Source organism: Kribbella sp. NBC_01245, assembly GCF_036226525.1.
Taxonomy (GTDB): Bacteria; Actinomycetota; Actinomycetes; order Propionibacteriales; family Kribbellaceae; genus Kribbella.
In genome coordinates, this window is sequence record NZ_CP108487.1 from 8553285 (window position 1) to 8575679 (window position 22395).

General features: G+C 67.2%; 20 protein-coding genes. 9 read left to right on the top strand and 11 right to left on the bottom strand.

Translation table 11 applies throughout. The annotated features are described in order from the left end of the window. From OG394_RS39410 to OG394_RS39425, 4 genes are all read right to left on the bottom strand, one after another. On the bottom strand, positions 1 to 753 hold the full coding sequence (locus tag OG394_RS39410; RefSeq protein WP_328992474.1) for a hypothetical protein: 753 nt from the start codon (positions 751 to 753) through the stop codon (positions 1 to 3). 233 nt (positions 754 to 986) lie between these two features. Then, the gene (locus tag OG394_RS39415) at positions 987 to 1424 is read right to left on the bottom strand and encodes a hypothetical protein (RefSeq protein WP_328992475.1); all 438 of its coding nucleotides are present in this window, start codon (positions 1422 to 1424) and stop codon (positions 987 to 989) included. Positions 1425 to 1514: 90 nt separating this feature from the next. After that, positions 1515 to 2579: a hypothetical protein gene (locus OG394_RS39420; protein WP_328992476.1), complete on the bottom strand. Its 1065-nt coding sequence runs from the start codon at positions 2577 to 2579 to the stop codon at positions 1515 to 1517. Beyond that, entirely contained in the window at positions 2579 to 3016 is a 438-nt protein-coding gene (locus OG394_RS39425) for a hypothetical protein (RefSeq protein ID WP_328992477.1), read from the bottom strand. Before OG394_RS39425 ends, OG394_RS39420 begins: the two co-directional genes overlap by 1 nt. A gap of 112 nt (positions 3017 to 3128) precedes the next feature. Here OG394_RS39425 and OG394_RS39430 point away from each other — a divergent pair, with 112 nt between their 5' ends. The 9 genes from OG394_RS39430 to OG394_RS39470 all read left to right on the top strand — a co-directional run bounded on the left by OG394_RS39430 (position 3129) and on the right by OG394_RS39470 (position 15491). Beyond that, complete coding sequence (locus OG394_RS39430) at positions 3129 to 4424, top strand: GNAT family N-acetyltransferase (RefSeq protein WP_328992479.1); 1296 nt, start codon at positions 3129 to 3131, stop codon at positions 4422 to 4424. Between the two features lie 65 nt (positions 4425 to 4489). Next, a complete protein-coding gene (gene ffh, locus OG394_RS39435) occupies positions 4490 to 6064 on the top strand; it encodes a signal recognition particle protein (RefSeq protein WP_328992481.1) in 1575 nt (524 codons plus the stop codon). A 145-nt stretch (positions 6065 to 6209) separates the two neighbouring features. Continuing rightward, positions 6210 to 7658, top strand: a complete 1449-nt coding sequence (locus tag OG394_RS39440; RefSeq protein ID WP_328992482.1) for a lytic transglycosylase domain-containing protein — start codon at positions 6210 to 6212, stop codon at positions 7656 to 7658. Positions 7659 to 7959: 301 nt separating this feature from the next. Then, complete coding sequence (locus OG394_RS39445; RefSeq protein ID WP_328992483.1) at positions 7960 to 9273, top strand: lytic transglycosylase domain-containing protein; 1314 nt, start codon at positions 7960 to 7962, stop codon at positions 9271 to 9273. 25 nt (positions 9274 to 9298) lie between these two features. Then, complete coding sequence (locus tag OG394_RS39450; protein WP_328992484.1) at positions 9299 to 10390, top strand: amidohydrolase family protein; 1092 nt, start codon at positions 9299 to 9301, stop codon at positions 10388 to 10390. Positions 10391 to 10558: 168 nt separating this feature from the next. After that, the gene (locus OG394_RS39455) at positions 10559 to 12193 is read left to right on the top strand and encodes an N-acetylmuramoyl-L-alanine amidase (protein ID WP_328992485.1); all 1635 of its coding nucleotides are present in this window, start codon (positions 10559 to 10561) and stop codon (positions 12191 to 12193) included. Positions 12194 to 12345: 152 nt separating this feature from the next. Further along, positions 12346 to 13575: a sensor histidine kinase gene (locus OG394_RS39460; protein ID WP_328992486.1), complete on the top strand. Its 1230-nt coding sequence runs from the start codon at positions 12346 to 12348 to the stop codon at positions 13573 to 13575. After that, positions 13566 to 14201, top strand: coding sequence for a response regulator transcription factor (locus OG394_RS39465; protein WP_328992487.1), 636 nt, complete (start codon positions 13566 to 13568; stop codon positions 14199 to 14201). Before OG394_RS39460 ends, OG394_RS39465 begins: the two co-directional genes overlap by 10 nt. Before the next feature lie 132 nt (positions 14202 to 14333). Beyond that, positions 14334 to 15491 carry a S1 family peptidase gene (locus OG394_RS39470; protein WP_328992488.1) on the top strand — a complete coding sequence of 386 codons (1158 nt, stop codon included), beginning with the start codon at positions 14334 to 14336 and terminating at the stop codon, positions 15489 to 15491. 60 nt (positions 15492 to 15551) lie between these two features. Here OG394_RS39470 and OG394_RS39475 read toward each other — a convergent pair whose 3' ends face one another. The 7 genes from OG394_RS39475 to OG394_RS39505 form a co-directional block, all read right to left on the bottom strand. Continuing rightward, complete coding sequence (locus OG394_RS39475; protein ID WP_328992489.1) at positions 15552 to 16586, bottom strand: M23 family metallopeptidase; 1035 nt, start codon at positions 16584 to 16586, stop codon at positions 15552 to 15554. A 162-nt stretch (positions 16587 to 16748) separates the two neighbouring features. After that, positions 16749 to 18095 (bottom strand): flotillin family protein, encoded by a 1347-nt coding sequence (locus OG394_RS39480; RefSeq protein ID WP_328992490.1) that lies wholly within the window; start codon positions 18093 to 18095, stop codon positions 16749 to 16751. Positions 18096 to 18128: 33 nt separating this feature from the next. Next, a complete protein-coding gene (locus OG394_RS39485) occupies positions 18129 to 18323 on the bottom strand; it encodes a hypothetical protein (RefSeq protein WP_328992491.1) in 195 nt (64 codons plus the stop codon). Positions 18324 to 18393: 70 nt separating this feature from the next. After that, entirely contained in the window at positions 18394 to 19221 is an 828-nt protein-coding gene (locus OG394_RS39490; protein WP_328992492.1) for a carbohydrate ABC transporter permease, read from the bottom strand. Beyond that, positions 19218 to 20108 (bottom strand): carbohydrate ABC transporter permease, encoded by an 891-nt coding sequence (locus OG394_RS39495; RefSeq protein WP_328992493.1) that lies wholly within the window; start codon positions 20106 to 20108, stop codon positions 19218 to 19220. The genes OG394_RS39490 and OG394_RS39495 overlap by 4 nt, the downstream gene beginning before the upstream one ends. Next, positions 20105 to 21391, bottom strand: coding sequence for an ABC transporter substrate-binding protein (locus tag OG394_RS39500; protein WP_328992494.1), 1287 nt, complete (start codon positions 21389 to 21391; stop codon positions 20105 to 20107). The genes OG394_RS39495 and OG394_RS39500 overlap by 4 nt, the downstream gene beginning before the upstream one ends. After that, a complete protein-coding gene (locus OG394_RS39505) occupies positions 21388 to 22350 on the bottom strand; it encodes a carbohydrate kinase family protein (RefSeq protein WP_328992495.1) in 963 nt (320 codons plus the stop codon). The genes OG394_RS39500 and OG394_RS39505 overlap by 4 nt, the downstream gene beginning before the upstream one ends. Between the last annotated feature and the right edge of the window lie 45 nt (positions 22351 to 22395).

Sequence of the window (22395 nt, forward strand, 5' to 3'; positions counted from 1 at the left end):
TCAGGAACTCACAGCGGGCGGGTCGCCGAGTTCCCAGAACGGGTCGTCCAGTGCTTCCTCGAGGTGGTCGAGTGTGCGGGTCAGACCGACGATGTGTGCTGCCTCTTCAGTGGGGGCCCGACCGGCGATCTCGAGGATCTTGCGGCGTGCGTCGGCGATCGCGGCGATCCGCTCCTCGCGGCTGCCGGACACATGCGCGGTCTTCTCCACCGCAATAGCCTCAGCTAGGAACGGCCCAGGCGCGGGCGGTGGGGTGGCGCTGCGGGCGAGCTTCGCCACCAGGCGATGAGCCCAATCCCGGTCCTTCTGCTCAGCCAACCGGCCGGCAAGATCCGTCAGCGCGCGCTGCTCCTCGGCAAGAGTCGCACCCGCGTTCTTCCGCACCCGGGCGCGCGCGTCCGAGAACGCCACATTGAACTCGGCAACGCTGATCTGCTCACCCATACGCCGAACCCTATCGGGAGCGCCATCGGCCAGTGCCCAGATGGCGCGATGTGCTCCCTCGATCGCCACTACGCGCTGTTCGAGGGGATGCCCCGGGCGATCGGCCGACTCGAGGATTCGCACCGCTTTCGAGTAGAGCTCGGTCGGCGGGGCCGGAGGCGCCGTACGGCTGGGAAAGCCATCAATGAGGGTCTGAGCGATCCGGCGGTCGTGGTCGTCGGCGATCGAGGGCAACAGCTGCGAAAGCTCTGCCTGCGCGGCCTCGACGCCAACACCGCCAGCTGCCCGGACGCGTTCTTTCACCAGCACGTAGGTGTGTTGGGACCGGCTGGGCCGGTTTGGGCGCGCGAGCCGTTGCCTGGTTTGGGTGCGGCTTGTACGGCGCCCGCGGCGGGAGCTGGCCGGCGAAGGCGGCACGCATCTCGGGTGACGCGAACTGGCGCTGCTGGCCGGTCGGTTGGCTCATCCCCTGGCCGCTCGCTTTGGTGGTTGCCTGTGCTGCGGCCGGGTTGGGCGCTGTCGCCGCGTACGGCCGCTCGGTATTAAGTGCCCTGTGCCGGAGGCTCCGGCCAGGTCGGATCACGCAGTTCGTTCTCGAGATGTTCCAGAACCCTCGACAGGCCGCGGATGTTGGCTGCCTCCTTGGCGGGGGCGCGCTCGGCGATCTCCCAGATCTGTCGCATGGCGTCGGAGATGATCGCCAGCTTCTCCTCCGCGGTGCCTTGCGCGGCAAAGGCGACGCCCTGGATCGCCGACGCCTCCATGAACAATGGCCCGGGGGGCGGCGGTGGGATCGCGGCCTTCGGTAGATCGTCGATGAGGCTGTTTGCCCAGCGGTGGTTCTTGGCCGGCAACCGCTCGGCGAGTTCGCGGAGATTCCGTTGATCGGACTCGATGGTCGCCCCGGCGTTCTTGCGGACCTGTTCACGTGCCCGGTTGTGGGCGTGATTGAACTCAGCAACGCTGATCTGATCGCCCATACCCGAAACCCTATCCGCTCCCCAGCGCAGCCGTGCCCGTTTATCCACAGCCCTGGCCCGTCCAGCGGGTCCCGCCCAGCGCGCCGGGCGTCAGTCGCGGCCGCGGTCGGTTGGGTCGCGGGGGCCGAGGGATTTGGTCGGACCGGCTGGCCCGGTTTGGGCGCGCGAGCCGTTGCCCAGCTTGGGTGCGGTTTGTACGGCGCCCGCGGCTGGAGCTTGGCCCGCAAAGGGCGCCCGCATCTCGGGCGACGCAAACCGTCGCTCCTGTTCGCCGTTGACCTGCGGACCGGCCGCTTGGCTGATCGATTGGCCGCTCGTAGGGGCGATCCCTTGGCTGGGCGCCTGGAGTGCGGCCGGGTTTGGCGAGGCTGAGGGATATGGATGGTTGGGGAACTGCTGGTAATGCTGTTCGATGCGGCCGATCGCCTGATTGGAGGCCTCGATACTGGACGTGGCCGCCGCCTCGCCGATGCTCGAATAGTTGACCTCTTCGAGGGTGTGCCATGAGTTGTTCGCCATTGCGTTCACCAACTCGGCACGGGCCGCTTGCTGGTGCGCGGGATCGGCCGGTACGACGCCGTCGAGACGAGTCCGGACGATGTGATCTGCAATGACGTCCCATCGCATCACCACCGGCTGTGCCAGCGCCCGATCAACGAGGGCGTTTCGTTCGGTGGGGGAGTTGGCCGCGTAGTTCAGAAGGTCCCGCGTTGCGGCGTGGGCGGCTGGATACTCGGGCGCATTCGGGGTTACGTGGCCATAGCCTGTGCTGGCGGCGAAGATGTCGGTGTCCCGCACCGCGGCGTACTCGGTGAGTCCTTCGTTGAGGGCCTTCGACTCTCGACCCCGGAATGCGTTCGGTTCTAGAGGTGCGTCGATCGGCACGCGCCCGTGTAGCGCCTCGTGGTAGACCGTCGTCAGCGCACTGGCTTGCGCGGCCGACGGGCGCTGTGGGTCGAGATGGTTCAGAACGAGCTGCTCGTTGAGCCGCATCGTGCCATCCGGCGCGAGGCCACCCCATTTCCCGTCGACGGTTTCCAGATCGCCGTTCCACCGGTCGAGGTCGCTCGGCTGCAATTCACGCGCTGCTCGATAGAGCCGCTCGAACTCTCGGTAGACGTCGGAATCCCGGCTGACCGGGCGCCCGGTCGACATCAGTTCTGCGGGGGCTTCGGTGGGTCGGCGAAGTCCCATTGTGGGTCGGTCAGACTCTCCTCAATGTGTTCCAGCGGCCGCGTCAGAGCGCGAATGTTCGAGCTCTCGTCGGGGGCGGCCCGATCGGCGATCTCCCAGATCCGGCGGCGCGCCTCAGCGATCGCCGCAGCCCGGTCTTCGTTACTGCCGGCGAACGCAAAGGCGGCACGCTCGATCTCCAACGCCTCCAGGTACAGAGCGCTAGGGGGAGGCGGCGGCACGATGGCCGCGGGTAAGCCATCGATCAGTGCCGACGCCACGGCGCGATCCCGCTCAGTCGGCAATTGCGGTAGTAAGGCACGCAGATCCGCTTGCGCCGCAGCCAGCCCAGCACCGCCGTTATCGCGGAGCTCGTCCTTGGCCGCCGAGTAGCGATGGTTGAATTCCATCAGTCGCATCTGGACCTCCTGATGGAGACTTTATCGGGCCAGAGAGGGCGTCCTGGGCTTATCCACAGGGGCCGCTGAAATCTGAGTGCGGGGTGGGGGGACGGTCGTGTAGGGATGGGGCGTGGAGATCGAGATTCGGACGCCGGTGCGGGCTGAGATGGCCGGCTATTACCGGGCACTGCCGTATGCCAATGGGTTGCCCAGTTGGGAGCCGGCACCGGCGGCGTGGCATGGCGGGCCGGAGCCTTGGCCGCCGCCACGGCCGCCCGCTACGGCCGAGCAGCTCGAGGAATGGGCTGACGCCGATCTGGCTGATGCCGCGTTCCATCCGGTTGCGGCCATTGTCGACGGCAAGGTTGTGGGTGCCTCGGCCATGCTGTCGTTCGAGGTGACGGTGCCCGGGGGGCGTCCGCTGCCGATGGCCGGTGTCACCGGGACGGGCGTCATCGCCACCTTTCGCCGCCGAGGTCTGCTGCGTCGGATGATGCAAGCGATGTTCGATGCCGCGCTGCAGCGTGGCGTTCCGCTCGCCATGCTCAGCGCGAGTGAGGGCAGCATCTATGGCCGGTTCGGTTTCTCGCCGGCCACCTTCCGCACCCGGTGGGAGATCCGGCGTAGCGAGGCGGCCCTGCAACCGGCAGAGCCTGACGAAGGTTCCCTGGAGCTGGCTGATGCGGAAGCTGCCAAAGCCGCGTGGCCCGCGCTCCATCGCGCCGTACGTGCGACTCGGGTTGGCGAGCTCTCTCCGCTGGCAGGACGTTGGGACGGACTCACCGATGCGTCGTCAGGCACCGACGGACCTCTGCGCTACCTGATCCACCGCGGCTCGGACGGCACGGTGGACGGCATCGCCCATTACCGCCTGCCTTGGTCCAGGACTGTTGAGCAGGCCGGCTCGCTGATCGTCGAGGCGTTCGAGGCCACCAACGCGGCTGCCTACCGTGCGATGTGGGCGCTGCTGCTCGACTTCGACCTCACCCAGACGGTCATCGCGCCTGCTCGACCGCGAGACGAGCCGTTGAGGTGGATGCTGACCAATCCGCGCGCCTTCCGGGTCACTCGCCAGTCCGACAACCTGTGGGCACGCATCCTCGATGTCCAGGCAGCGCTTGAAGGTCGAGCCTACGAAGTGCCCGGCGACATCACCTTCACCATCGAAGACGACGCGATGTGCCCCGCCAATGTCGGCACCTGGCGCCTTCAAACAGATGGACCAGCGGCGAAGGTTTCGCGGGTGACCGGCCCGGCCGATCTCGTCATCGATATCCAGGCGCTCAGCTCGCTGTACCTCGGCGGAATGTCGGCTCACGATCTGGCCCAAGCCGGACATATTCACCCGTTGACCGGCGACGCGGTTGCGAAGCTCGCACGGATGTTCCGTACCGACCCAGAGCCCCACAACTCGTTCGGATTCTGAGGCGTCCACGAGGGCCGGTAGACTCGCGGGGTTGCATGGGGCACCTCGACTGGAACGGATCACACGTGTTCGACACGCTTTCTGATCGGCTTTCGGCCACGTTCAAGAATCTTCGTGGCAAGGGCAAGCTGACCGACGCCGATATTGACGCGACCACCCGGGAGATCCGGATCGCGTTGCTGGAGGCGGATGTCGCGCTGCCGGTGGTCAAGGACTTCATCGCGGCGGTGAAGGAGCGGGCCGCGGGGTCCGAGGTGCGCGGCGGGCTGAACCCGGCGCAGCAGGTGATCAAGATCGTCAACGACGAGCTGGTCCGGATTCTCGGTGGTGAGACCCGGGAGATCCGGTTCGCCAAGCGGCCGCCGACGGTGATCATGCTGGCCGGTCTGCAGGGTGCGGGTAAGACCACCCTGGCCGGAAAGCTCGCCAAGTGGATGAAGGAGAGCAAGCACCAGACGCCGCTGCTGGTGGCGGCCGACCTGCAGCGGCCGAACGCGGTGACCCAGCTCCAGGTCGTCGGTGAGCGGGCCGGTGTGCCGGTGTTCGCTCCCGAGGCCGGTAACGGCGTCGGCGATCCGGTCGCGGTCGCGCGGCAGGCGATGGAGGAGGCGCGGACCAAGCAGCACAGCGTGGTCATCGTCGACACCGCCGGCCGTCTCGGTGTCGATGACGAGCTGATGAAGCAGGCCGCCGACATCCGGGACGCGGTCAACCCCGACGAGATCCTGTTCGTCGTTGACGCGATGATCGGTCAGGACGCGGTCGTCACCGCGCAGGCCTTCCTCGACGGAGTCGGCTTCGACGGCGTGGTGCTGTCCAAGCTGGACGGCGACGCCCGCGGTGGTGCCGCGCTGTCGATCGCGCAGATCACCGGCCGCCAGGTGATGTTCGCGTCGAACGGCGAGAAGCTCGAGGACTTCGACGTCTTCCACCCCGACCGGATGGCCTCGCGCATCCTCGGCATGGGCGACGTACTGAGCCTGATCGAGAAGGCCGAGCAGAGCTTCGACGCGGAGGAGGCGGCCAAGACCGCCGCCAAGCTGCAGAAGAAGGGCGGCAAGGACTTCACCCTGGACGACTTCCTCGCCCAGATGCAGTCCGTGCGCAAGATGGGTCCGCTGACCAAGATCTTCGGCATGCTGCCCGGCGCGGCCCAGTTCAAGGACCAGCTGGAGAACTTCGACGAGCGCGAGATCGACCGGATCGAGGCCGTCATCCACTCGATGACGCCCGCCGAGCGGACCGATCCGACCATCATCAACGGTTCGCGCCGGGCCCGGATCGCGAAGGGTTCGGGGGTCGAGGTCGCCGCCGTCAGCGGTCTGGTCGAGCGCTTCTTCGAGGCCCGCAAGATGATGTCCGCGATGGCCTCCGGCAAGGGCATGCCCGGGATGCCGGGGATGCCGGGAATGCCCGGTATGGGTGCGGGCAAGAAGGCCAAGCAGCAGGCCAAGAAGGGCAAGGCCAAGCGTGGTTCGGGTAACCCGGCCAAGCGCGGCAACCCGGCCGCTGGTGCGCCCCAGCCAGTCCGGCCGGGCGAGTTGCCGGCTGCGTTCGGCGGTGGCGCGGGCGCCGGCGGCGACTTCGAACTGCCCGACGAGCTGAAGGGCCTGCTCGGCGGCGGGGGCTCCAAGAACTAGCCACTCCTATGCGCGAGTTACCGGTCGATGTCACGGGCGGTGACATTTCGGACCACGCCGAACCGGTTGTCAGAACGAAGCCGGCGGTTAAGATCGACCTTGCGCCCGAAGCACGATCGGCAACTGCGGGGGACGTGAGGCGGTAGTGAGGCACAAACTGAGCGGCACCGACAGCTGGCGTGGGAAAGTCACCGCCACCTGGATCTGGGTCGCGCCTCCGCTCGCCATGGTGGGCGTGGTCGTCGCGGGTAGTGGCGGTCCGTCCAACCTGTTCATCGTCGACAGCGCCGCTCTCGCCGCCGGGGCGCGTCAGGACTCCGTCTTCGACGACCTGGCCAAGGACGTGGACCCGTCCCCGGGCGCCAACGGACAGCTCGGGACCGAGAAGCCGTCGCAGGTCGAGATTCCGATCACCGGCACGGTCGATGGCAGGACAGACCTGGGTACGGCGCTGCCGGGCAGCGTCGCGGGTATTCCGAGCAGCGTGCTGCCCGCCTACCAAAAGGTCGCGCAGGACATCACCGCCGCCCAGCCGAATTGCGGGATCACCTGGCCCCTGCTGGCCGGGATCGGCAAGGTCGAATCGGCGCACGCGAGCGGTGGCCGGGTCGACGCGACTGGTACGACGCGTGGCGAGATCCTCGGGCCGCTGCTCGACGGTGGGCCGGGTATGGCCGCGATCAAGGACACCGATCAGGGCAAGTTCGACGGCAACACCCAGTGGGACCGCGCGGTCGGCCCGATGCAGTTCATCCCCGGCACCTGGGCGATGTTCGGCGCCGACGGTAACGGCGACACCGTGAAGAACCCGCACAACATCTACGACGCCGCGCGCGCCGCGGGGGAGTACCTGTGCTCCGGTGGCGCCAATTTGAAGGATCCACGCGGGCTCGTCGCCGCCGTACTGCGCTATAACCACTCGATGGACTACGTGTCCACCGTGCTGCGCTGGATGCAGACGTACAGCACGGCCGGCGTTGAGGTGCCCGACCGCGAGGGCTACGTGCCGCCGCCGACCGTGGACAAGGAAGGCAACGCCGAGCGCGACGAGAAGCCGCCGGTGGTGGACGACAAGACGCCGATCGTCGTGACCGTCTCGGTGACGCAGACCGTGACGACCCCGGCGCCGACGCCCTCACCGTCGAAGACGACCGCGCCGATCATCCCGCCGTCGACCCGGCCGACCACGATCCACCCGAGCCTGACTCCGCCGCCACCGTCGCCGAAGCCCACGATGCCGACGATCTCGATGCCGCGCCCGACCTCGCCGTCGCCGACCAAGTCGCCGGACGGGAGTCCGACGCCGAGCGTCACACCGAGTGTCACCCCGACCACGACGCCCACCACGACGCCCACCACGACGCCCACTACGACGCCGACCACCACGCCGAGTGTCACTCCGACCACCACGCCGAGTGATGAGCCCTCGACGACGGAGCCTCCTTGCGCCACGCCGACGGCGGACCCGAGTCCGACGGTCACTCCGACGACTTCCCCGACCACGACGCCGACATGTACGCCGGCGAGCTCGGGTGCCGACGCAACGCGTACTGGCGGACCCACTCCGGACGAGGCACCGCAGGCCGGCTCCTGACCTTTCGGTCATAACCCCACCGCTATGCATCCGCAGGCCGTGGAAACCGCCGTGCCCATTTTTTGAGACAACTTTCGGAACGCAATGTGACGATCCGCCCACGGACGGCGTACGTTGTGTGCCTGGGGATCTTCGCTTACCGAGATTGAGCTATCGCCTCAGGTAACTTAACGTCGATTTCAGGTAACTTTCTGGCGCCTGGTTCGTTGGTGGTTCTATGCGCCTAACCCGTAGTGGAAACCGTCGGGTCAAAATAATCATCGCTTCGTTGTGTGTGGCACCGCTCCTCGTGGGCGCGGTCGTGACAGTCGCCTCGGGAGGGTCCGGTCCGACCGGTCTGCTCTCGGTCGATCGTCCGGTCGCCCCTTCACCCGGTGCCGGGCTCAACAGCGGTGAGTTCGACGAACTGACCATGGTCGTCCCGCAACGTCCCGGAGTGGACGGCAGGATTGGATCTGACAAACCGGCTCGAGCTGACGTCCCCGTCCAGGGCGCCACCGATGGCCGTTCCGTTGTTCGCCCCGGCCGTCCCGACGCGATCAACGGAATCCCTCGCGGGGTCTTCCCCGCCTACCGCCGTGCCACCGCCAACCTCGGTGTGATCCGCCCCAACTGTGGGCTCACCTGGCCGTTGCTGGCCGGGATCGGCAAGGTCGAGTCCGGGCACGCGTCCGGCGGCCGGGTCGACATCGCCGGCACCACCCGTGGCCGCATCCTCGGCCCGGTGCTGACCGGCAAGGCCGGCACCCCGCTCGTGCTCGACACCGACAAAGGCCGGTTCGACCGCGACACCTTCTACGACCGGGCCGTCGGCCCGATGCAGATCATCCCCACCGTCTGGGAAGAGTACGGCGTCGACGGCAACGGCGACGGGTTCGACAACCCCAACAACGTGTACGACGCCGTCACCGCGGTCGCGATCTACCTCTGCTCCGAGAACGACGATCTGAAGAACCCGCACGACCTGGTGAAGTCCCTGTTGAGGTATCACCACTCCAAGGACTTCGTCGCCACCGTGCTGCGCTGGATGCGCGTGTACAGCCGCTCGGCCGTGCTGATCCCGAACAAGTCGGGCGAGGTGCCGAAGGCCAAGCGAGCCGGTAACGCCGAGCGCAAGATCGACCCCACCAAGGTGCCTGAGATCGAGGACGACGACGACAAGGGCAACCAGACCACGAAGCCGACGCCGGGCAAGCCGAGCACCTCGCCGACGAGCCCGTTGCCGACGACGTCGCCGGTCACGCCGGATCCGATTCAGACCACGCTCCGCCCGACCCGGCCCACGCACACGCCGACGGTGACGCCGACGATGCCGACGGTCAGGCCGACCAAGCCGACGCCGACCCCGACGCCGACTCCCACCCCGACGCCGACTCCGACGCCGACGCCGACCCCGACCACCACCCCCACAGCGAACCCGACCGACGACCCGACGCCGACCCGGACGCCCGCGTCCGAAACGCCGACCCCGACGTCCACCTCGCCGTGCCCGGCAGGCACGTCCACCACCGAGAACGACCCGAGCCCATGCCCGCAGAGCGCGGGGACCGAGGCGTACGGCGCACCGGGGGCGGCTCCCGCACCGGCCGGCGGCCACGAGCCACTCGATCACTAGTCATCAAACCGGTTACGGTCAGGGCATGACCTCAGTAGTCAGGCTGACCGGTGTGGTTCTGCCTTCTGGCGAACAGCAAGAGCTCTACCTCAGCGGCGGGCTGGTCATCGACCGGCCCGCCGCCGGTAGTGGTGCCGACATCACCACCGTGAGCGAGGGCGGCTGGATCCTGCCCGGGCTGGTCGACGCCCATTGCCATATCGGGCTCGACCAGCACGGCGCCGTCGATGCCGAGACCCAGGAGCAGCAGGCGCTCCAGGACCGGGCCATCGGCGGGCTGCTGCTGCGGGACGCGGGATCGCCCGCCGACACCCGCTGGATCGACGACCGGCCCGACCTGCCGAAGATCATTCGCGCCGGCCGGCACATCGCCCGCTCGAAGCGCTACATCCGCAACTACGGCTGGGAGATCGAGCCGCACGAGCTCGTCGAGTACGTCGAACAGGAGGCCCGTCGCAGCGACGGCTGGGTCAAACTCGTCGGCGACTGGATCGACCGCGACGCGGGTGACCTGACGCCGTGCTGGCCGGCCGAGGCCCTGAACGCCGCGATCGCCCGGGCCCACGAGCTCGGCGCCCGGGTCACCGCGCACGTCTTCGGCGAGCACGCGATGCCGGATCTGCTCGCGGCCGGGATCGACTGCATCGAGCACGGCACCGGCATCTCGCCGGACCTGATCGACCTGATGGCCGCGAACGGTACGGCGCTGGTGCCGACCCTGCTGCAGCTCGAAAGCTTCCCGATGTACGCCGACCAGGCCGAAGCGAAATTCCCGGACTACGCGGCCCATATGCGGCAGCTGTTCGACCGGCGCATCCCGACCCTGCGGGCGGCCGTCGAGGCGGGCGTGCCGGTCTTCGCCGGAACCGACGCCGGGGGAGTGCTCTCACACGGCCTGGTCGCCGCGGAGATCGCCGAACTCACCACCATCGGTATGACTGCCGCCCAAGCCGTCGCCGCCGGTTCCTGGGCCGCCAGGGAGTGGCTGGGCTTTCCCGGTGACCTGGCAGTGGACTCCCCGGCCGATATGGTCGTGTACGACGCCGATCCGCGGCTGGATGCGAAGGTCCTCGCGCATCCACGCCGGATCATCCTGCGCGGCGAAGTAGTGGCCTGAGCATTTCGACCCAGGCGCCTGGCCTTTCGACCCAGGCGAAAAGGCCCGCGCTCTTCAGGCGAACTAACGGAAAAAACTCACCTAACTACTGGCAGTGGCGGAACTTTTTGCCCTATCGTCACGGACAGCCGCTACTCGCGTGCTCCACGTCGCAAGGGAAGGAACCCCATGGGTAAGACCGCCCGACTGCCCAGAATGACCGCGGTTCTGGCCGCCGCAGCCGCAGGCGTGATCGCCTTCAGTGGCATGCTGCCCGGAACCGCCGCACCACTGCCACCCCAAGCGCCCGTCATCCCCGGTGCCGAACTGGCGAAGGCCTTTGCAGCAGCCGCCGACCAGTACGACGTACCGCGTGATCTCCTGGTCGCTCTCGGATATGCCGAGTCGCACCTCGACGGTCATAACGGCAAGCCGAGCCAGGCCGGCGGCTACGGCATGATGCACCTCGTCAGCAACCCCACCAACCGGACGTTGTCCGAGGCGACCAAGCTGACCGGCCTGCCGACCGAGCGCGTGGCCAAGGAGTCCGCGGCCAACATCGCGGGCGCCGCCGCCGTACTCGACTCGTACGCCGACCAGGCCGGTCTGACCGAGGCCCAGCGTGACGACGTCGACAACTGGTACCAGCTCGTCGCCAAGTACTCGCACTCCGCCGACCTGGCCACTGGCCGGCTGTACGCCGATGAGGTCTTCCGGCTGATCGGCGCGGGCCTCAAGGTCAAGTCCGGCGAAGGCGCGGGCATCACCGTCAGCCCGACGAAGGTCGCCCCCGTGCGCGGCAAGTACGCCGGGTCGACGATGGGCGCGATGGCCGTCGACTACCCGAGCGCCATCTGGAGTGCGGCCAGCACTTCCAACTACCAGGTCGCGAACCGCCCGACCAGCAACGTGATCGACCGGATCGTCGTCCACACGACGCAGGGCTCGTACGCCGGCACCATCAGCTGGTTCAAGAACCCGTCCTCGCAGGTCAGCGCGCACTACGTGATCCGCTCGAGCGATGGCCAGATCACCCAGATGGTCCGGGAGAAGGACATCGCCTGGCACGTGCGCAGCGCGAACAGCCGGTCGATCGGCATCGAGCACGAGGGCTGGGTCAACGACCCGTCCTGGTACACGGACGCGATGTACCGGGCGTCGGCCGCGCTGACCAAGAACATCGCCGAGCGCCGCGGCATCCCGAAGGACCGCACGCACATCGTCGGCCACTCCGAGGTGCCGAACAACGACCACACCGACCCGGGTCCGAACTGGAACTGGACCTACTACATGTCGCTGGTCAACGGTGGCGGCGATCCCGAGCCGGAGTACAACTTCACGACGTACGGCTCGGGTGTGAACGTCCGCTCCGACGCCAAGGTCACCGCGTCGATCGTCACCACGCTGCCCGGCCCGACACGCGTCTTCGTCGTCTGCCAGAAGGAGGGTGACCCGGTCACCGCCGAAGGTACGACGAACAAGTGGTGGTCGAAGCTGCGCGACCAGAACGGCTACATGACCAACATCTACATCGACCACCCGGATGCCCAACTGCCAGGTGTGTCGGTCTGTGGTGCGGGTCAGACGATCAACACCACCGGCACGAACGTCAACGTCCGTTCCGAACCCACCACGGCCTCTACCGTGCTGCGAGTGCTACCAGGCCCGACCACACAGGTAGCGCTCTGCCAGGCCGCCGGGCAGTCCGTAACCATCAACGGCGTCGCCAACAGCTGGTGGGCCAAGCTGCAGGCCGGCGGCTACGTAAGCAACCACTACGTCAGCGGAGCCAGCCCAAAGGTCGCAGGCCTCGCCGACTGCTAGTCCCCGCAACTGGCCGGCTCGTCCCAACGAGCCGGCCAGTAGCGGTTAGCCTGGTGCCGGCGAAAAGGTAGAGCCTGCTGTACTGCGCCGGGCGGGGTGTCCACGGGAGGATCGATGCCGACGACATCCTTTCCCGTGACGGAGACCGAGCAATGCTCACCACGATCCTGACCAGAGGCCTGCGGGCCTGCCAGCACCTGCTGGGCCGGTTCGCCCTTGGTCTGGCCGTACTCGCGCCGTTGCCGCTGTGGCTGCTGTTCGGCTGGGCGGTGCCGGAGGCCAGAGCGCTGGTGGTGCGCTTCGCGAACGCCGAGCGCGCCCGGGCCATGGCGTACCTCGGCCTGCCTCTAGGCCCCGAACTGCCTCCGGCCACCGAGCGTCGATTCGGTGACATCCGGGCCATCACCCAAGACCGTTCCGTACGACGTGCGCTGGCCGTGCTACCGATCGCCCTGCTGGGGATTCCGGCCCTGCTGGTCGGGATCTCCGCGGCCCTGGCGGCACCCGCGGCGATCATCGGCATTGCGTTGTGGTGGATCGATCCCGGCCAGTTCACCCTGCTCGGCGTCGGCGTCAACAGCTGGTTCGAAGCCGTGACTCTCGGGACCGGCCAGTTCCTGGTCGGCGTACTGCTGCTCGGCTGGGTCACCCCGGCGATCGCGAAGGCGCACGCCCGGCTGACCTCCGACGTATTGGCGCCGCGGCCGGACGACCTCGAGGCCGCTCGCCTTGCCGCCCGGGTGGAGGAGTTGACCCGCACCAGGGCCGGCGCCGTTGACGCGCATGGCGCCGAGCTGCGCCGGATCGAGCGCGACCTGCACGACGGTACGCAGGCCCAGCTCGTATCCCTGGCGATGCGGATCGGGATCGCGAAACAGACCATGCTCAGCGATCCGGACAAGGCCGCCGCGCTGCTCGACGACGCCCGCGATGGCGCCGAGCAGGCGATGACCGAACTCCGCGGCGTACTACGGACCATGTACCCGCCGATCCTGGCCGATCGCGGTCTGGCCGGCGCCGTCTCGGCGTTGGCCGCGCGCTGTCCCATTCAAACCCAGCTGCGCATCGGCGAACTCGGCATCGTGCCGGCCCCGGTCGAGGCGGCCGCCTACTTCGTGGTGGCGGAATCCCTGACGAACGTCACGAAACACGCCGCCGCGGGCCACATCGACGTACAGCTCGAACGTCGTGGACCCGAGCTCTACCTGGCCATCACCGACGACGGCATCGGTGGCGCGGCGATCAACACGGCCGACGACGGCACCCGGGGGAGCGGCCTCAACGGGATGTTGCACCGCGTCCAGGCGATCGACGGCCATCTGGAATTGGCCAGCCCCATCGGCGGCCCGACGACGATCGAGGTGATCCTGCCTTGCGAGTAGTGATTCTCGAGGACAACGCGATCCTGGCGGAGGGCCTCAGCCTGCTGCTCGGTACGGCCGGGTTCGAGGTGGTCGCCGTCGCCACCGAGACCGAGGCGTTCGCGAAGGCCGTCGACGAGCACCACCCGGACGTGACCGTGGTCGACGTACGCCTGCCGCCCACGTTCACCGACGAAGGCCTGCGCGCGGCGATCGAGGCCCGCCGGCTGCATCCGGGGCTGCCCGTGCTGGTCTTCTCGCAGTACGTCGAGGAGGTCTACGCCGCCGAACTGCTGGCCTCCGGTACAGAAGGCGTGGGCTATCTGCTCAAGGACCGGGTCTCCCGGGTGGACGAGTTCCTCGACGCCGTACGACGCGTGGCGGCGGGTGGCACCGTGCTCGACCCTGAGGTGGTGAGCCAGTTGATGGTTCGCCGGAGTAGTCCGCTGGAGCGGCTCACGCCGCGCGAACGGGAGGTGCTCGCGCTGATGGCCGAGGGTCTGGGCAATACCGAGATCGCCGAGCGGCTGGTGGTGACGGAAGGCGCGGTGCACAAACACGTCGGCAACGTCTTCCTCAAGCTGGACCTGCCGATGAGCACGGGCCATCGCCGCGTGCTCGCCGTCCTGGCGCACCTCGGCCTGTAGACCTTGTAAGCGGTTGCCGAGTTGCGCAACTGACAACGTCGGCATTGAACTCTTGACGCCCTGTGGCCAGTAACGCACGCTGTGTCCCGAGAGCGCTCTCACCGCCCCCGCCCGCAGGTGAAGGAGAGTCCCGTGCGTACAAGACGCAACAGTGTGCGGATCATCATGTCCGCAGTCCTCGTGATGACCCCAGCTCTCGGTCTGGCCACCCAAGCCACTGCCGCCCCCACCCCAGAAGCGAATGCTCTGGCCGCACCGCGCCAGCTGACCGCGATGCAGCAAGACCTCGGCCTCACCAAGGCCCAAGCCGAAGAACGGCTCAAGATAGAAGGCGCTGCCATCAAGGCGGCACCTCAAGCTCAAAAGGCGGCCGGTACGGCGTTCGGCGGCCTCTGGTACGACGAGACCCGTCAGAAGCTCGTAGTCGGCATAACCGACCAGAGCAAGGCCGCGGCCGTCCACGCAGCTGGTGCCGACACTGTCGTCGTGAAGTCCACAGCAGTTGCTTTGGACAAGCAGAAGACGAAGATCGACAAGCTCGCGGGTAAGAACGTTCCGCGCGCAGTAAGTGGTTGGGCGGCCGACCCGCGTACTGGCAGCGTGGTGATCAACGTCCAGGCCGGCAAGCGTTCGCAGGCGGTAGACGCCTTTGTGGCAAAGGTGAGCAAGTCCGGTCCGGTAGAGGTGCGTGAGGTCAACGCCAAGGCACCGCAGACCTTCGCGGCCGGAACGGTTGGCGGCGATCCGTACTACACCGGCAACGTTCGCTGCTCGATCGGCTTCTCGGTACACGGTGGCTTCGTCACCGCCGGGCACTGCTCGGGCGCCGGCGCCGCGGTGTACGGCTGGGACCGCTCGCGGATGGGCACGTTCCGCGGCTCGTCGTTCCCCGGTAACGACTACGCCTGGGTCCAGATCGGCTGGGGCTGGTGGACGGTTCCGGTGGTGCTCGGCTGGGGCCAGACCAGCGACAAGCTCGTCCGCGGCTCCTGGGAGGCGCCGATCGGTTCGTCGATCTGCCGCTCGGGATCGACCACTCACTGGCACTGCGGACATGTCCTCGCCAAGAACGAGACCGTCAACTACGGCAACGGCCAGCTCTTCTACGGCGCGACCAAGACCAGCGTCTGCGCGGAAGGCGGCGACTCGGGCGGTTCGTTCATCACCGGCGACCAGGCCCAGGGCGTCACGTCTGGCGGCTGGGGTAACTGCAGTGGCGGTGGCGAGACCTGGTTCCAGCCGGTCAACGAGATTCTCGGCGCCTACGGCCTGACTCTGCATACGGCCTAGAAAGGTACGGCCCAGAAAAGCTGCTGGCGTCCGAGGAGTCCTCGGGCGCCAGCAGGTTTCTCAGCAGTTCGGAACGCCCGGCAGTTTGTTGTCCGGATGATCGATGTAGATGTTCGTCATGTAGCCGTTCTGGTCGCGGAGCTTGGACCACCAGTTGTTGGTGACACCTTCCGCGGTGACGGTGTCGCCTTGTTTCTGGCAGAGCACCCAGACCGTGGTCGGCCCGTTGATCGTGGTGACGATCGAGGCACTGGTCTTCGCATCGGACCGGACGTTCACGCTCGATCCCCAGGTCTGGAACTGCACCCCCGCGCCACAAATGGGTACGCCGGGTAGCTGTGCCGCCGGATGATCGATGTAGATGTTGCTGATGAACCCGTTCTGGTCGCGCAGCTTGGACCACCAGTTGTTGCTGGTGCCTTCGGCGTTGACGGTGTCGCCCTGCTTCTGGCACTGCACGTAGACCGGTGTCGGGCCGGCGAGCGTGGTGACGATCGAGGCGGACAGCTTGGCGTCGGAACGCACGTTGATCCCCGAGCCCCAGGTGGTGAAGTTGGTGTTGCCAGTGCCGCCGCAGTTGTCACTCGTCAGGTGGTACGAACCGTAGGAGCTGGGGTACGCCAGGGCGACGCCGTTGATCCGGATGTTCTGCCCGACGCCGTTGTACAGCTGCTCGTAGTGCAAATGCGGGCCGGATGACGCGCCGGTCGAGCCGGTGGTGCCGATCTGCTGGCCCTGGTTGACGTGCTGGCCGTTCGAGATGGAAAAGCCCGACAGGTGGAAGTAGTACGTCTTCCAGCCGCCGCCGTGATCGATGACGACGTAGTTGCCGGCGCCACCGCCCTCGTAGTGACGAGTGGCCGTTCCGGCGGCTGACGCGACGGCCGGAGCACCGTTCGTCGTACCGCCGTCGGAGCGGATGAAGTCGAGCGCCCGGCGTACCTCTTGCGAGTGGTGGCTGTAGGTCCAGCGCTGGTTGCACCCGAAAGGTGCTTTGAAGTTCGGCGCGGCCTGGGCCGCCGTCGGCAGCGCGACCAAACACGCGGCGCCGACCACGATCGTGGCCAGTAACGAGATGAAACGTCTGAGCGGCACGGTGATCAGTCCCCTTGGAACGGTCACGAGCGGTGACGCTCGCGACTCCCACAGTGATAGTGGCAGCAAGCTAGCGCACCGCTCGTGACTTAGGAACCGCCTTCTGTTCGGTCGGGTAAATCCCTACCGTGAAGGCCGTTTACCTTTGCCGTACAGGGAAAACTAGGCCTCGTCCTGCACCGGGGTCAGCGGCTTCACGTCCGCGTCCTTGGTGCTGAGCGAGTCGATCAGCTGCTTGGCCAGCGCGAAGCCGGAACCACCCATAGTGATCGTCTTGACCAGGGTGTCCTCGATGCCCTGGGCACCATTCAGCACGACCATGTTGCCGACCTTCTCGAACGAGCTCGCCGCGGCGCGGACGATCTCCGGGTAGGCCTCGGCCAGCTGCTGCGCGACAACCGCGTCGGTGTTCGTGGCGAGCGCCTCGGCACGCGCCTTGATACCGGCGGCCTCGGCCTTGGCCTTCGCCTCGATGGCGGCGGCCTCCGCGAGACCCGTCAGCTCGGTCGCCTTCGCCTCGGACTCACCACGCAACTGCACCTCGCGGGCGTTACCTTCCGCGGCGGCGATCTGGGCGTCACGGGCGGCGGCCGCCAGCGTGCGCTGCTTGTACGCCTCGGCGTCGGCCGGCTTGAGCACGGTGGACTCGAACTGCTTCTCCGCGAGCGACGCGTTCAGCTTGGCGGTCTCCGTCTCGGCGATGACGACCTCCTGCTTGGCCAGCGCCTCGGCCAGCGGACCGGACTGGCCGGCCTTGGACTTCGCCTGGTCGACCTCGGCCTGGTAACCGGCCTGCGCGATCGAGCTCTCCCGCACGGCGGCGGCCTTCGCGGCGGCGGCCACCTGCTCGCGCTCGGTCGCCTCCCGGTCCCGCTCGGCCTGCGCGATCCGGGCCGCGGCCTCGACCGCGGCGGCCTGCGGACGGCCCAGGTTCTTGATGTAGCCGGACTCGTCGTCGATCTCCTGGATCTGCAGCGAGTCGACCACCAGGCCGAGCTTCTCCATGTCGCCGGCCAGCGAGCCACGGATGTTGGTGGTCAGCGTCTCGCGGTCGTGCAGCATCTCCTCGACCGTGGTGGAACCGACGATCGCGCGGAGGTGACCGGCGAAGAGCTCGTGGATCGTGCCCATCACCTGCTCATCGCTCTGCTCCAGAAAGCGGCGCGCGGCATTGGCGATCGAGCCGTAGTCGTCACCGACCTTGTACGCCGTTACGCCCTTGATGTGCAGCGGAATGCCCTGGCTGGACACGCAAGTGACGGTCAACGGCGTGGCGCGGATGTCCAGCGGCAGTCGCCGTACGGTCTGGAAACCGGGCAGCACGGCGGTGCCCCGGCCGACCACGATCTTGAAGCCGAGCGTCTCGTTGATCTGCTCCAGGCTGGAATGCGCGCCGAGGCCCGAGATGATCAGCGCCTCGTTGGGCTCGGCCACCCGCCAGACGAGCCGGAACATGAGAATGAAGACCAATAGCGCGGCAGCGCCCACACCGATGTACGTCCAGAGCATTACGGGCCCCTCCAGAGGCTAACGAACCACAGATCAGATTGCGCGAGCGACATAAACGGTGCGCGGTGGGTTGAACTCCACGACCACGATGGCCGTGCCCACCTCGATCACCTCGTCGATCGCCGGGTAAGCGTAGAAGGCCTCGGTGGCACCTCGCACCGGCAGCATCACCTCACCGACCTGCCCTGGCGCGATCCGCCCGATCACCCGCCCACGCTTCCCGACCATCAACGTCCCTCCGACGCAAGCCACCCCACAACAGTTCCCGCAGCCTATCGGGTGCCCAGGACAGTTTCGGTCAGCCGCGAATGGCCCCCTCCGTAGCGCCCTTGATGAACTGCCGGGCGAACGCCATGAACACGATCACCAGCGGAATCATCGCCATCAACGCACCGGTCATCAGCATGCTGTAATCCACGCCGTGACTGCGGTTCAGCTGCGAGAGCGCCACCTGCAAAGTGAGGTGATCCGGATTCGTCAGCACGATCAACGGCCACATGTAGTCGTTCCACGAGGCAACGAACGTGAAGATCCCGAGGAACGCCAGGGCCGGCCGGGCGGACGGCAACGCCACATGCCGATAGACCCCGAGGAAGCCACACCCGTCCAGGGTCGCCGCCTCCACCAGCTCGTCGTGGATCGAGTTCTGGAAGTACTGCCGCAGCCAGAAGATGCCGAAGGCGTTCGCGGCGCCCGGGATGATGAGCGCCTTCAACGAGCCGACCCAGCCGAACAACGCCATCGTCTGGAATTGCGGGATGACCGCCAGCTGCGCGGGCAACAACATCGTCGCGAGCAGGATCACGAAGAGCGCGTTCCGCCCCGGGAAGCGGAACTTCGCGAACACGAAGGCGGCCAGGGAATCGAAGAACAACACCAGCGTGGTCGTCGAGACGGCCACGATCAACGTGTTGCCCATCGACTGGAAGAACGCCACGTTGTCCAGCACGTGCCGGACGTTGTCGTCGAACTGTGACCCGAAGGTGAACTTCGGCGGGTAGCGGTAGATGTCCGCCGTCGTATTGGTCGCCATTACCAGCGTCCAGAAGAACGGGAACAGGCTGAGCAGCAGCGCCACCAGCAACAACAGATGCAGGGTGATTCCGCGCATTCGTTGCCGGGTCATCGCTCCGCCCTCCCACGCACGAGCCGCCAGTTGATTGCCGTGAACAACAACACGAGCATGAAGATGCTCAGGGCAATGGCCGCCGCATAGCCGTAGTCATTATCAAGGAAGGCCGCCCGGTAGAAGTACAGGACCGCGGTCAGCCCCGTCTGCCCGGGACCGCCGGAATTGCCGACCATCACCTGCGGCTCGGTGAAGGTCTGCAGCCCGCCGATGGTGGACAGGATCACCGTGAACAAGACGATCGGGCGGAGCTGCGGCAACGTGATCGAGAAGAACGTCCGGAACGGACCGGCGCCATCGACCTTGGCCGCCTCGTACTGCTCGGTCGGGATCGCCTGCAACCCGGCGAGATAGATGATCGTGTTGTAGCCGGTCCACTGCCACACGATCATCGTGGTGATCGCGATCCGGATTCCCCACGGCTGCCCGAGCCAGTCCTCGGTCGGCAACCCCAGCGAACGCAGAACGCCGTTCACCAGGCCGAAGTTGGTGCTGAAGACGGCCGCGAAGAAGATCGCCATCGCCACCAGTGAGGTGATGTTCGGAATGAAGTACGCGATCCGGTAGGCACCCTTGAACCGCACGGCCGAGTGCAGCATCACCGCCAGCACGAGCGCGATCGACAGGGTCGGCACGGTCGACATCACGAACAGCACGACCGTGTTCCACAGCGACAGCCAGAACGTGCTGTCCTCCATCAGGAACCTGAAGTTGTCCAGCCCCACCATCTGCCGCGGGCCGAACCCGTCCCACTTCTGGAACGCGAGCAGAATCGTCGAGGCGACGGGATAGAGCCCGAACACCCCGAAGAGGATGTAGAACGGCGACAACGCCAGGTAGAACCTCCAGTACGACCAGACCCCTCGCCCGGCTTGTACCGTCACTGCACGCCCTGGCGCTTGGCGATCTGCTTGGCCTTGCTGACTGCCTCCTGCCAGCCCTGGTCCGGCGTCTTCTTGCCCACCTGCACGGTCTTCAGTGCGTCCGAGTACGCCGTAGCGAGGGCTCCGTCGGCCGGAGCCTCGTAAGCGATCGGGATGTCCTTCGCCGCCGGGCCGAACACCTCGATCGGTACCTGTCCACCGAAGAACGGGTCCTTCGCCTTGAGCTCCGGCTTGTCGTACGCCGCCGGCGCCGCGGGAAAGATCGTCGCGTCGGCGTACGCCTTCGCCTGGTTGTCCGGGCTGAGCATGTACTTGATCACCTCGAAGGCCTTCGCCGGGTCGGCTGCCTGCTTGGTGATGGCCAGGAACGAACCGCCGTAGTTGGCCGGGCCGTCCGGCGTCGCGGCGAGCCGCCACTTCCCGGCGCTGGCCTTCGCGGCCGCCTTCATGTCGAGGGCCAGCCAGGCGGCGCCGATATTCGCCGGTACGGTGCCCTGGTCGAGGCCCGCGTTCCAGTCCGGCGACCCGCTGGGAGTGCGGCCGTCCACCTTGGTCGTCATCGCCTTGGTGGCGAGGTCCCAGGCGCGTTTGATGTGGTCGCCGTCGCCGATGAACTTGTTGTCCCTGTCGATGTACCGATCCTTGCCCTGGTTGACGATCAGGCTGTACAGATCGGTGGCGTCGGAAACGATCAGGGCCTTCGGGTTGGACTTCTTCAGCTCGAGCCCCGCGGCCAGGAAGTCCTCCCAGGTGCCGAGCTCGGACGCCACCTTGGCCGGATCCGTCGGCAGGCCGCCCTTGGCGAACACGTCCTCGCGGTAGTACAACGCCGTCGGCCCGATGTCGATCGGGAGGCCCAGCAGTTTGCCGTCCAGCGTGGTGGCCTGCTTGACCTTCCACTCCAGGTAGTCGCCGAGGATCTTGTCGGCGCCGAGCGTGTTGAGGTCGACGAACCGCTCCGCCTGCGGCAGGAACGACGCGATGTCCTCGCCCTTCAACCCGGTGATGTCGGGGATGTTGGTGCCACCGCTGAACGTGGTGATCAATTTCTGCTTGAAGTCGCCACCGATCTCCGAAGGCTTGATACCCGCCTCGGGGAAGTGCTGCACAGTCTCGTTCAGCACCGTCTTGCTCAGGCCGCCGGGCCAGCACCACAGCGCGAGTGAACCCGCGGCGTTCGTTTTGGTGGGACCGCTGCCCATGTCGGACGAGCAGCCCACCAGTGTGCTGCCACCGAGCATGGCCGCCATTCCCCCGATGAACGTGCGACGCGAAACAGTCATGCTGTGCCTTCTTTCTGACCTGATTGTTCGAGGAATGCGGCGAGCTCGTGCTGGTAGGGGGCGGCGTCGGCGCCGCCGAGGCGGGTGACGGACTGGGCCGCCAGGTGGTTCGCGAATCGGACCCGCTCGATCAGCGGGAATTGCCATAACGTCGCCGCGATGAACCCGGCCGCGAACACGTCGCCCGCGCCCGTGGTGTCGATCGCGTCGACCCGCTCAGCCGGTACGTCGACCCGCTCACCGGTGCCGGCGTCCATCGCGATGGCTCCGCGCGCGCCGTCCGAGATGACGGCCACGCCGACGCGCTCGGCCAGTGCGGCGAGGGCGTCCGCCGGGGTCGTCGTACGGGTGTAGCTCATCGCCTCGGTCGCGTTCGGTAGGAAGACGTCGACGTGGTCGAGTTGGTCCAGCACGGCCGGATCCCACTGTTCGGTCGGATCCCAGCCGACGTCGGCGAATACCAGACTGCCGTTGGCCCTTGCCTTGGGCAACCACTCGTTCGGCCACGGACCGATGTGCGCGGCGACCGCTTTGGTGTCCGGCGGTACGGCGAGGAGGTCGTCGGCGGAGAGCGGGGGAGTGCCGCCATGGGTGACGAGCGCCCGGTCGTCGTCGTACGCGAGGGCGACGGTCAGCGGGGTCGCCCAGCCGTCGATCCGGGCCGAGCGGCTGAGGTCGATGCCCTCGGTCTCGCGCAGGGTGCGCCAGAGCCGGTCGCCACGGTCGTCCGCGCCGAAGCAGGCGGCCAAACCGGTGGCGAGGCCGAGGCGGGAGAGGGCGACGGCGAAGTTCGCGATGCCGCCCGGGCTCTCGGTGTATCCGCTGGCCCAGACCTCGGTACCAGGGCGCGGTGCGGTGGGCAGGCCGAAGACCAGGTCCTGGAAGAGCAGGCCGGACACCATCACGTCCAGGTGCGGCTGGTGCTGGTGCTGGTGCGCCTCGTCGGCCGGAGGAGTCATCGCGTCAGGCTTTCGCATAGTTGATCAAACTCTTGCGAGCAGTTT

Bases quoted from the DNA above. Each gene is read 5' to 3' on its own strand.
- OG394_RS39415 (WP_328992475.1), bottom strand. From the start codon at position 1,424: ATGGGCGATCAGATCAGCGTTGCTGAGTTCAATCACGCCCACAACCGG.
- OG394_RS39420 (WP_328992476.1), bottom strand. From the start codon at position 2,579: ATGTCGACCGGGCGCCCGGTCAGCCGGGATTCCGACGTCTACCGAGAG.
- OG394_RS39425 (WP_328992477.1), bottom strand. From the start codon at position 3,016: ATGCGACTGATGGAATTCAACCATCGCTACTCGGCGGCCAAGGACGAG.
- OG394_RS39450 (WP_328992484.1), top strand. From the start codon at position 9,299: ATGACCTCAGTAGTCAGGCTGACCGGTGTGGTTCTGCCTTCTGGCGAA.
- OG394_RS39455 (WP_328992485.1), top strand. From the start codon at position 10,559: ATGGGTAAGACCGCCCGACTGCCCAGAATGACCGCGGTTCTGGCCGCC.
- OG394_RS39460 (WP_328992486.1), top strand. From the start codon at position 12,346: ATGCTCACCACGATCCTGACCAGAGGCCTGCGGGCCTGCCAGCACCTG.
- OG394_RS39480 (WP_328992490.1), bottom strand. From the start codon at position 18,095: ATGCTCTGGACGTACATCGGTGTGGGCGCTGCCGCGCTATTGGTCTTC.
- OG394_RS39485 (WP_328992491.1), bottom strand. From the start codon at position 18,323: ATGGTCGGGAAGCGTGGGCGGGTGATCGGGCGGATCGCGCCAGGGCAG.
- OG394_RS39490 (WP_328992492.1), bottom strand. From the start codon at position 19,221: ATGACCCGGCAACGAATGCGCGGAATCACCCTGCATCTGTTGTTGCTG.
- OG394_RS39500 (WP_328992494.1), bottom strand. From the start codon at position 21,391: ATGACTGTTTCGCGTCGCACGTTCATCGGGGGAATGGCGGCCATGCTC.
- OG394_RS39505 (WP_328992495.1), bottom strand. From the start codon at position 22,350: ATGACTCCTCCGGCCGACGAGGCGCACCAGCACCAGCACCAGCCGCAC.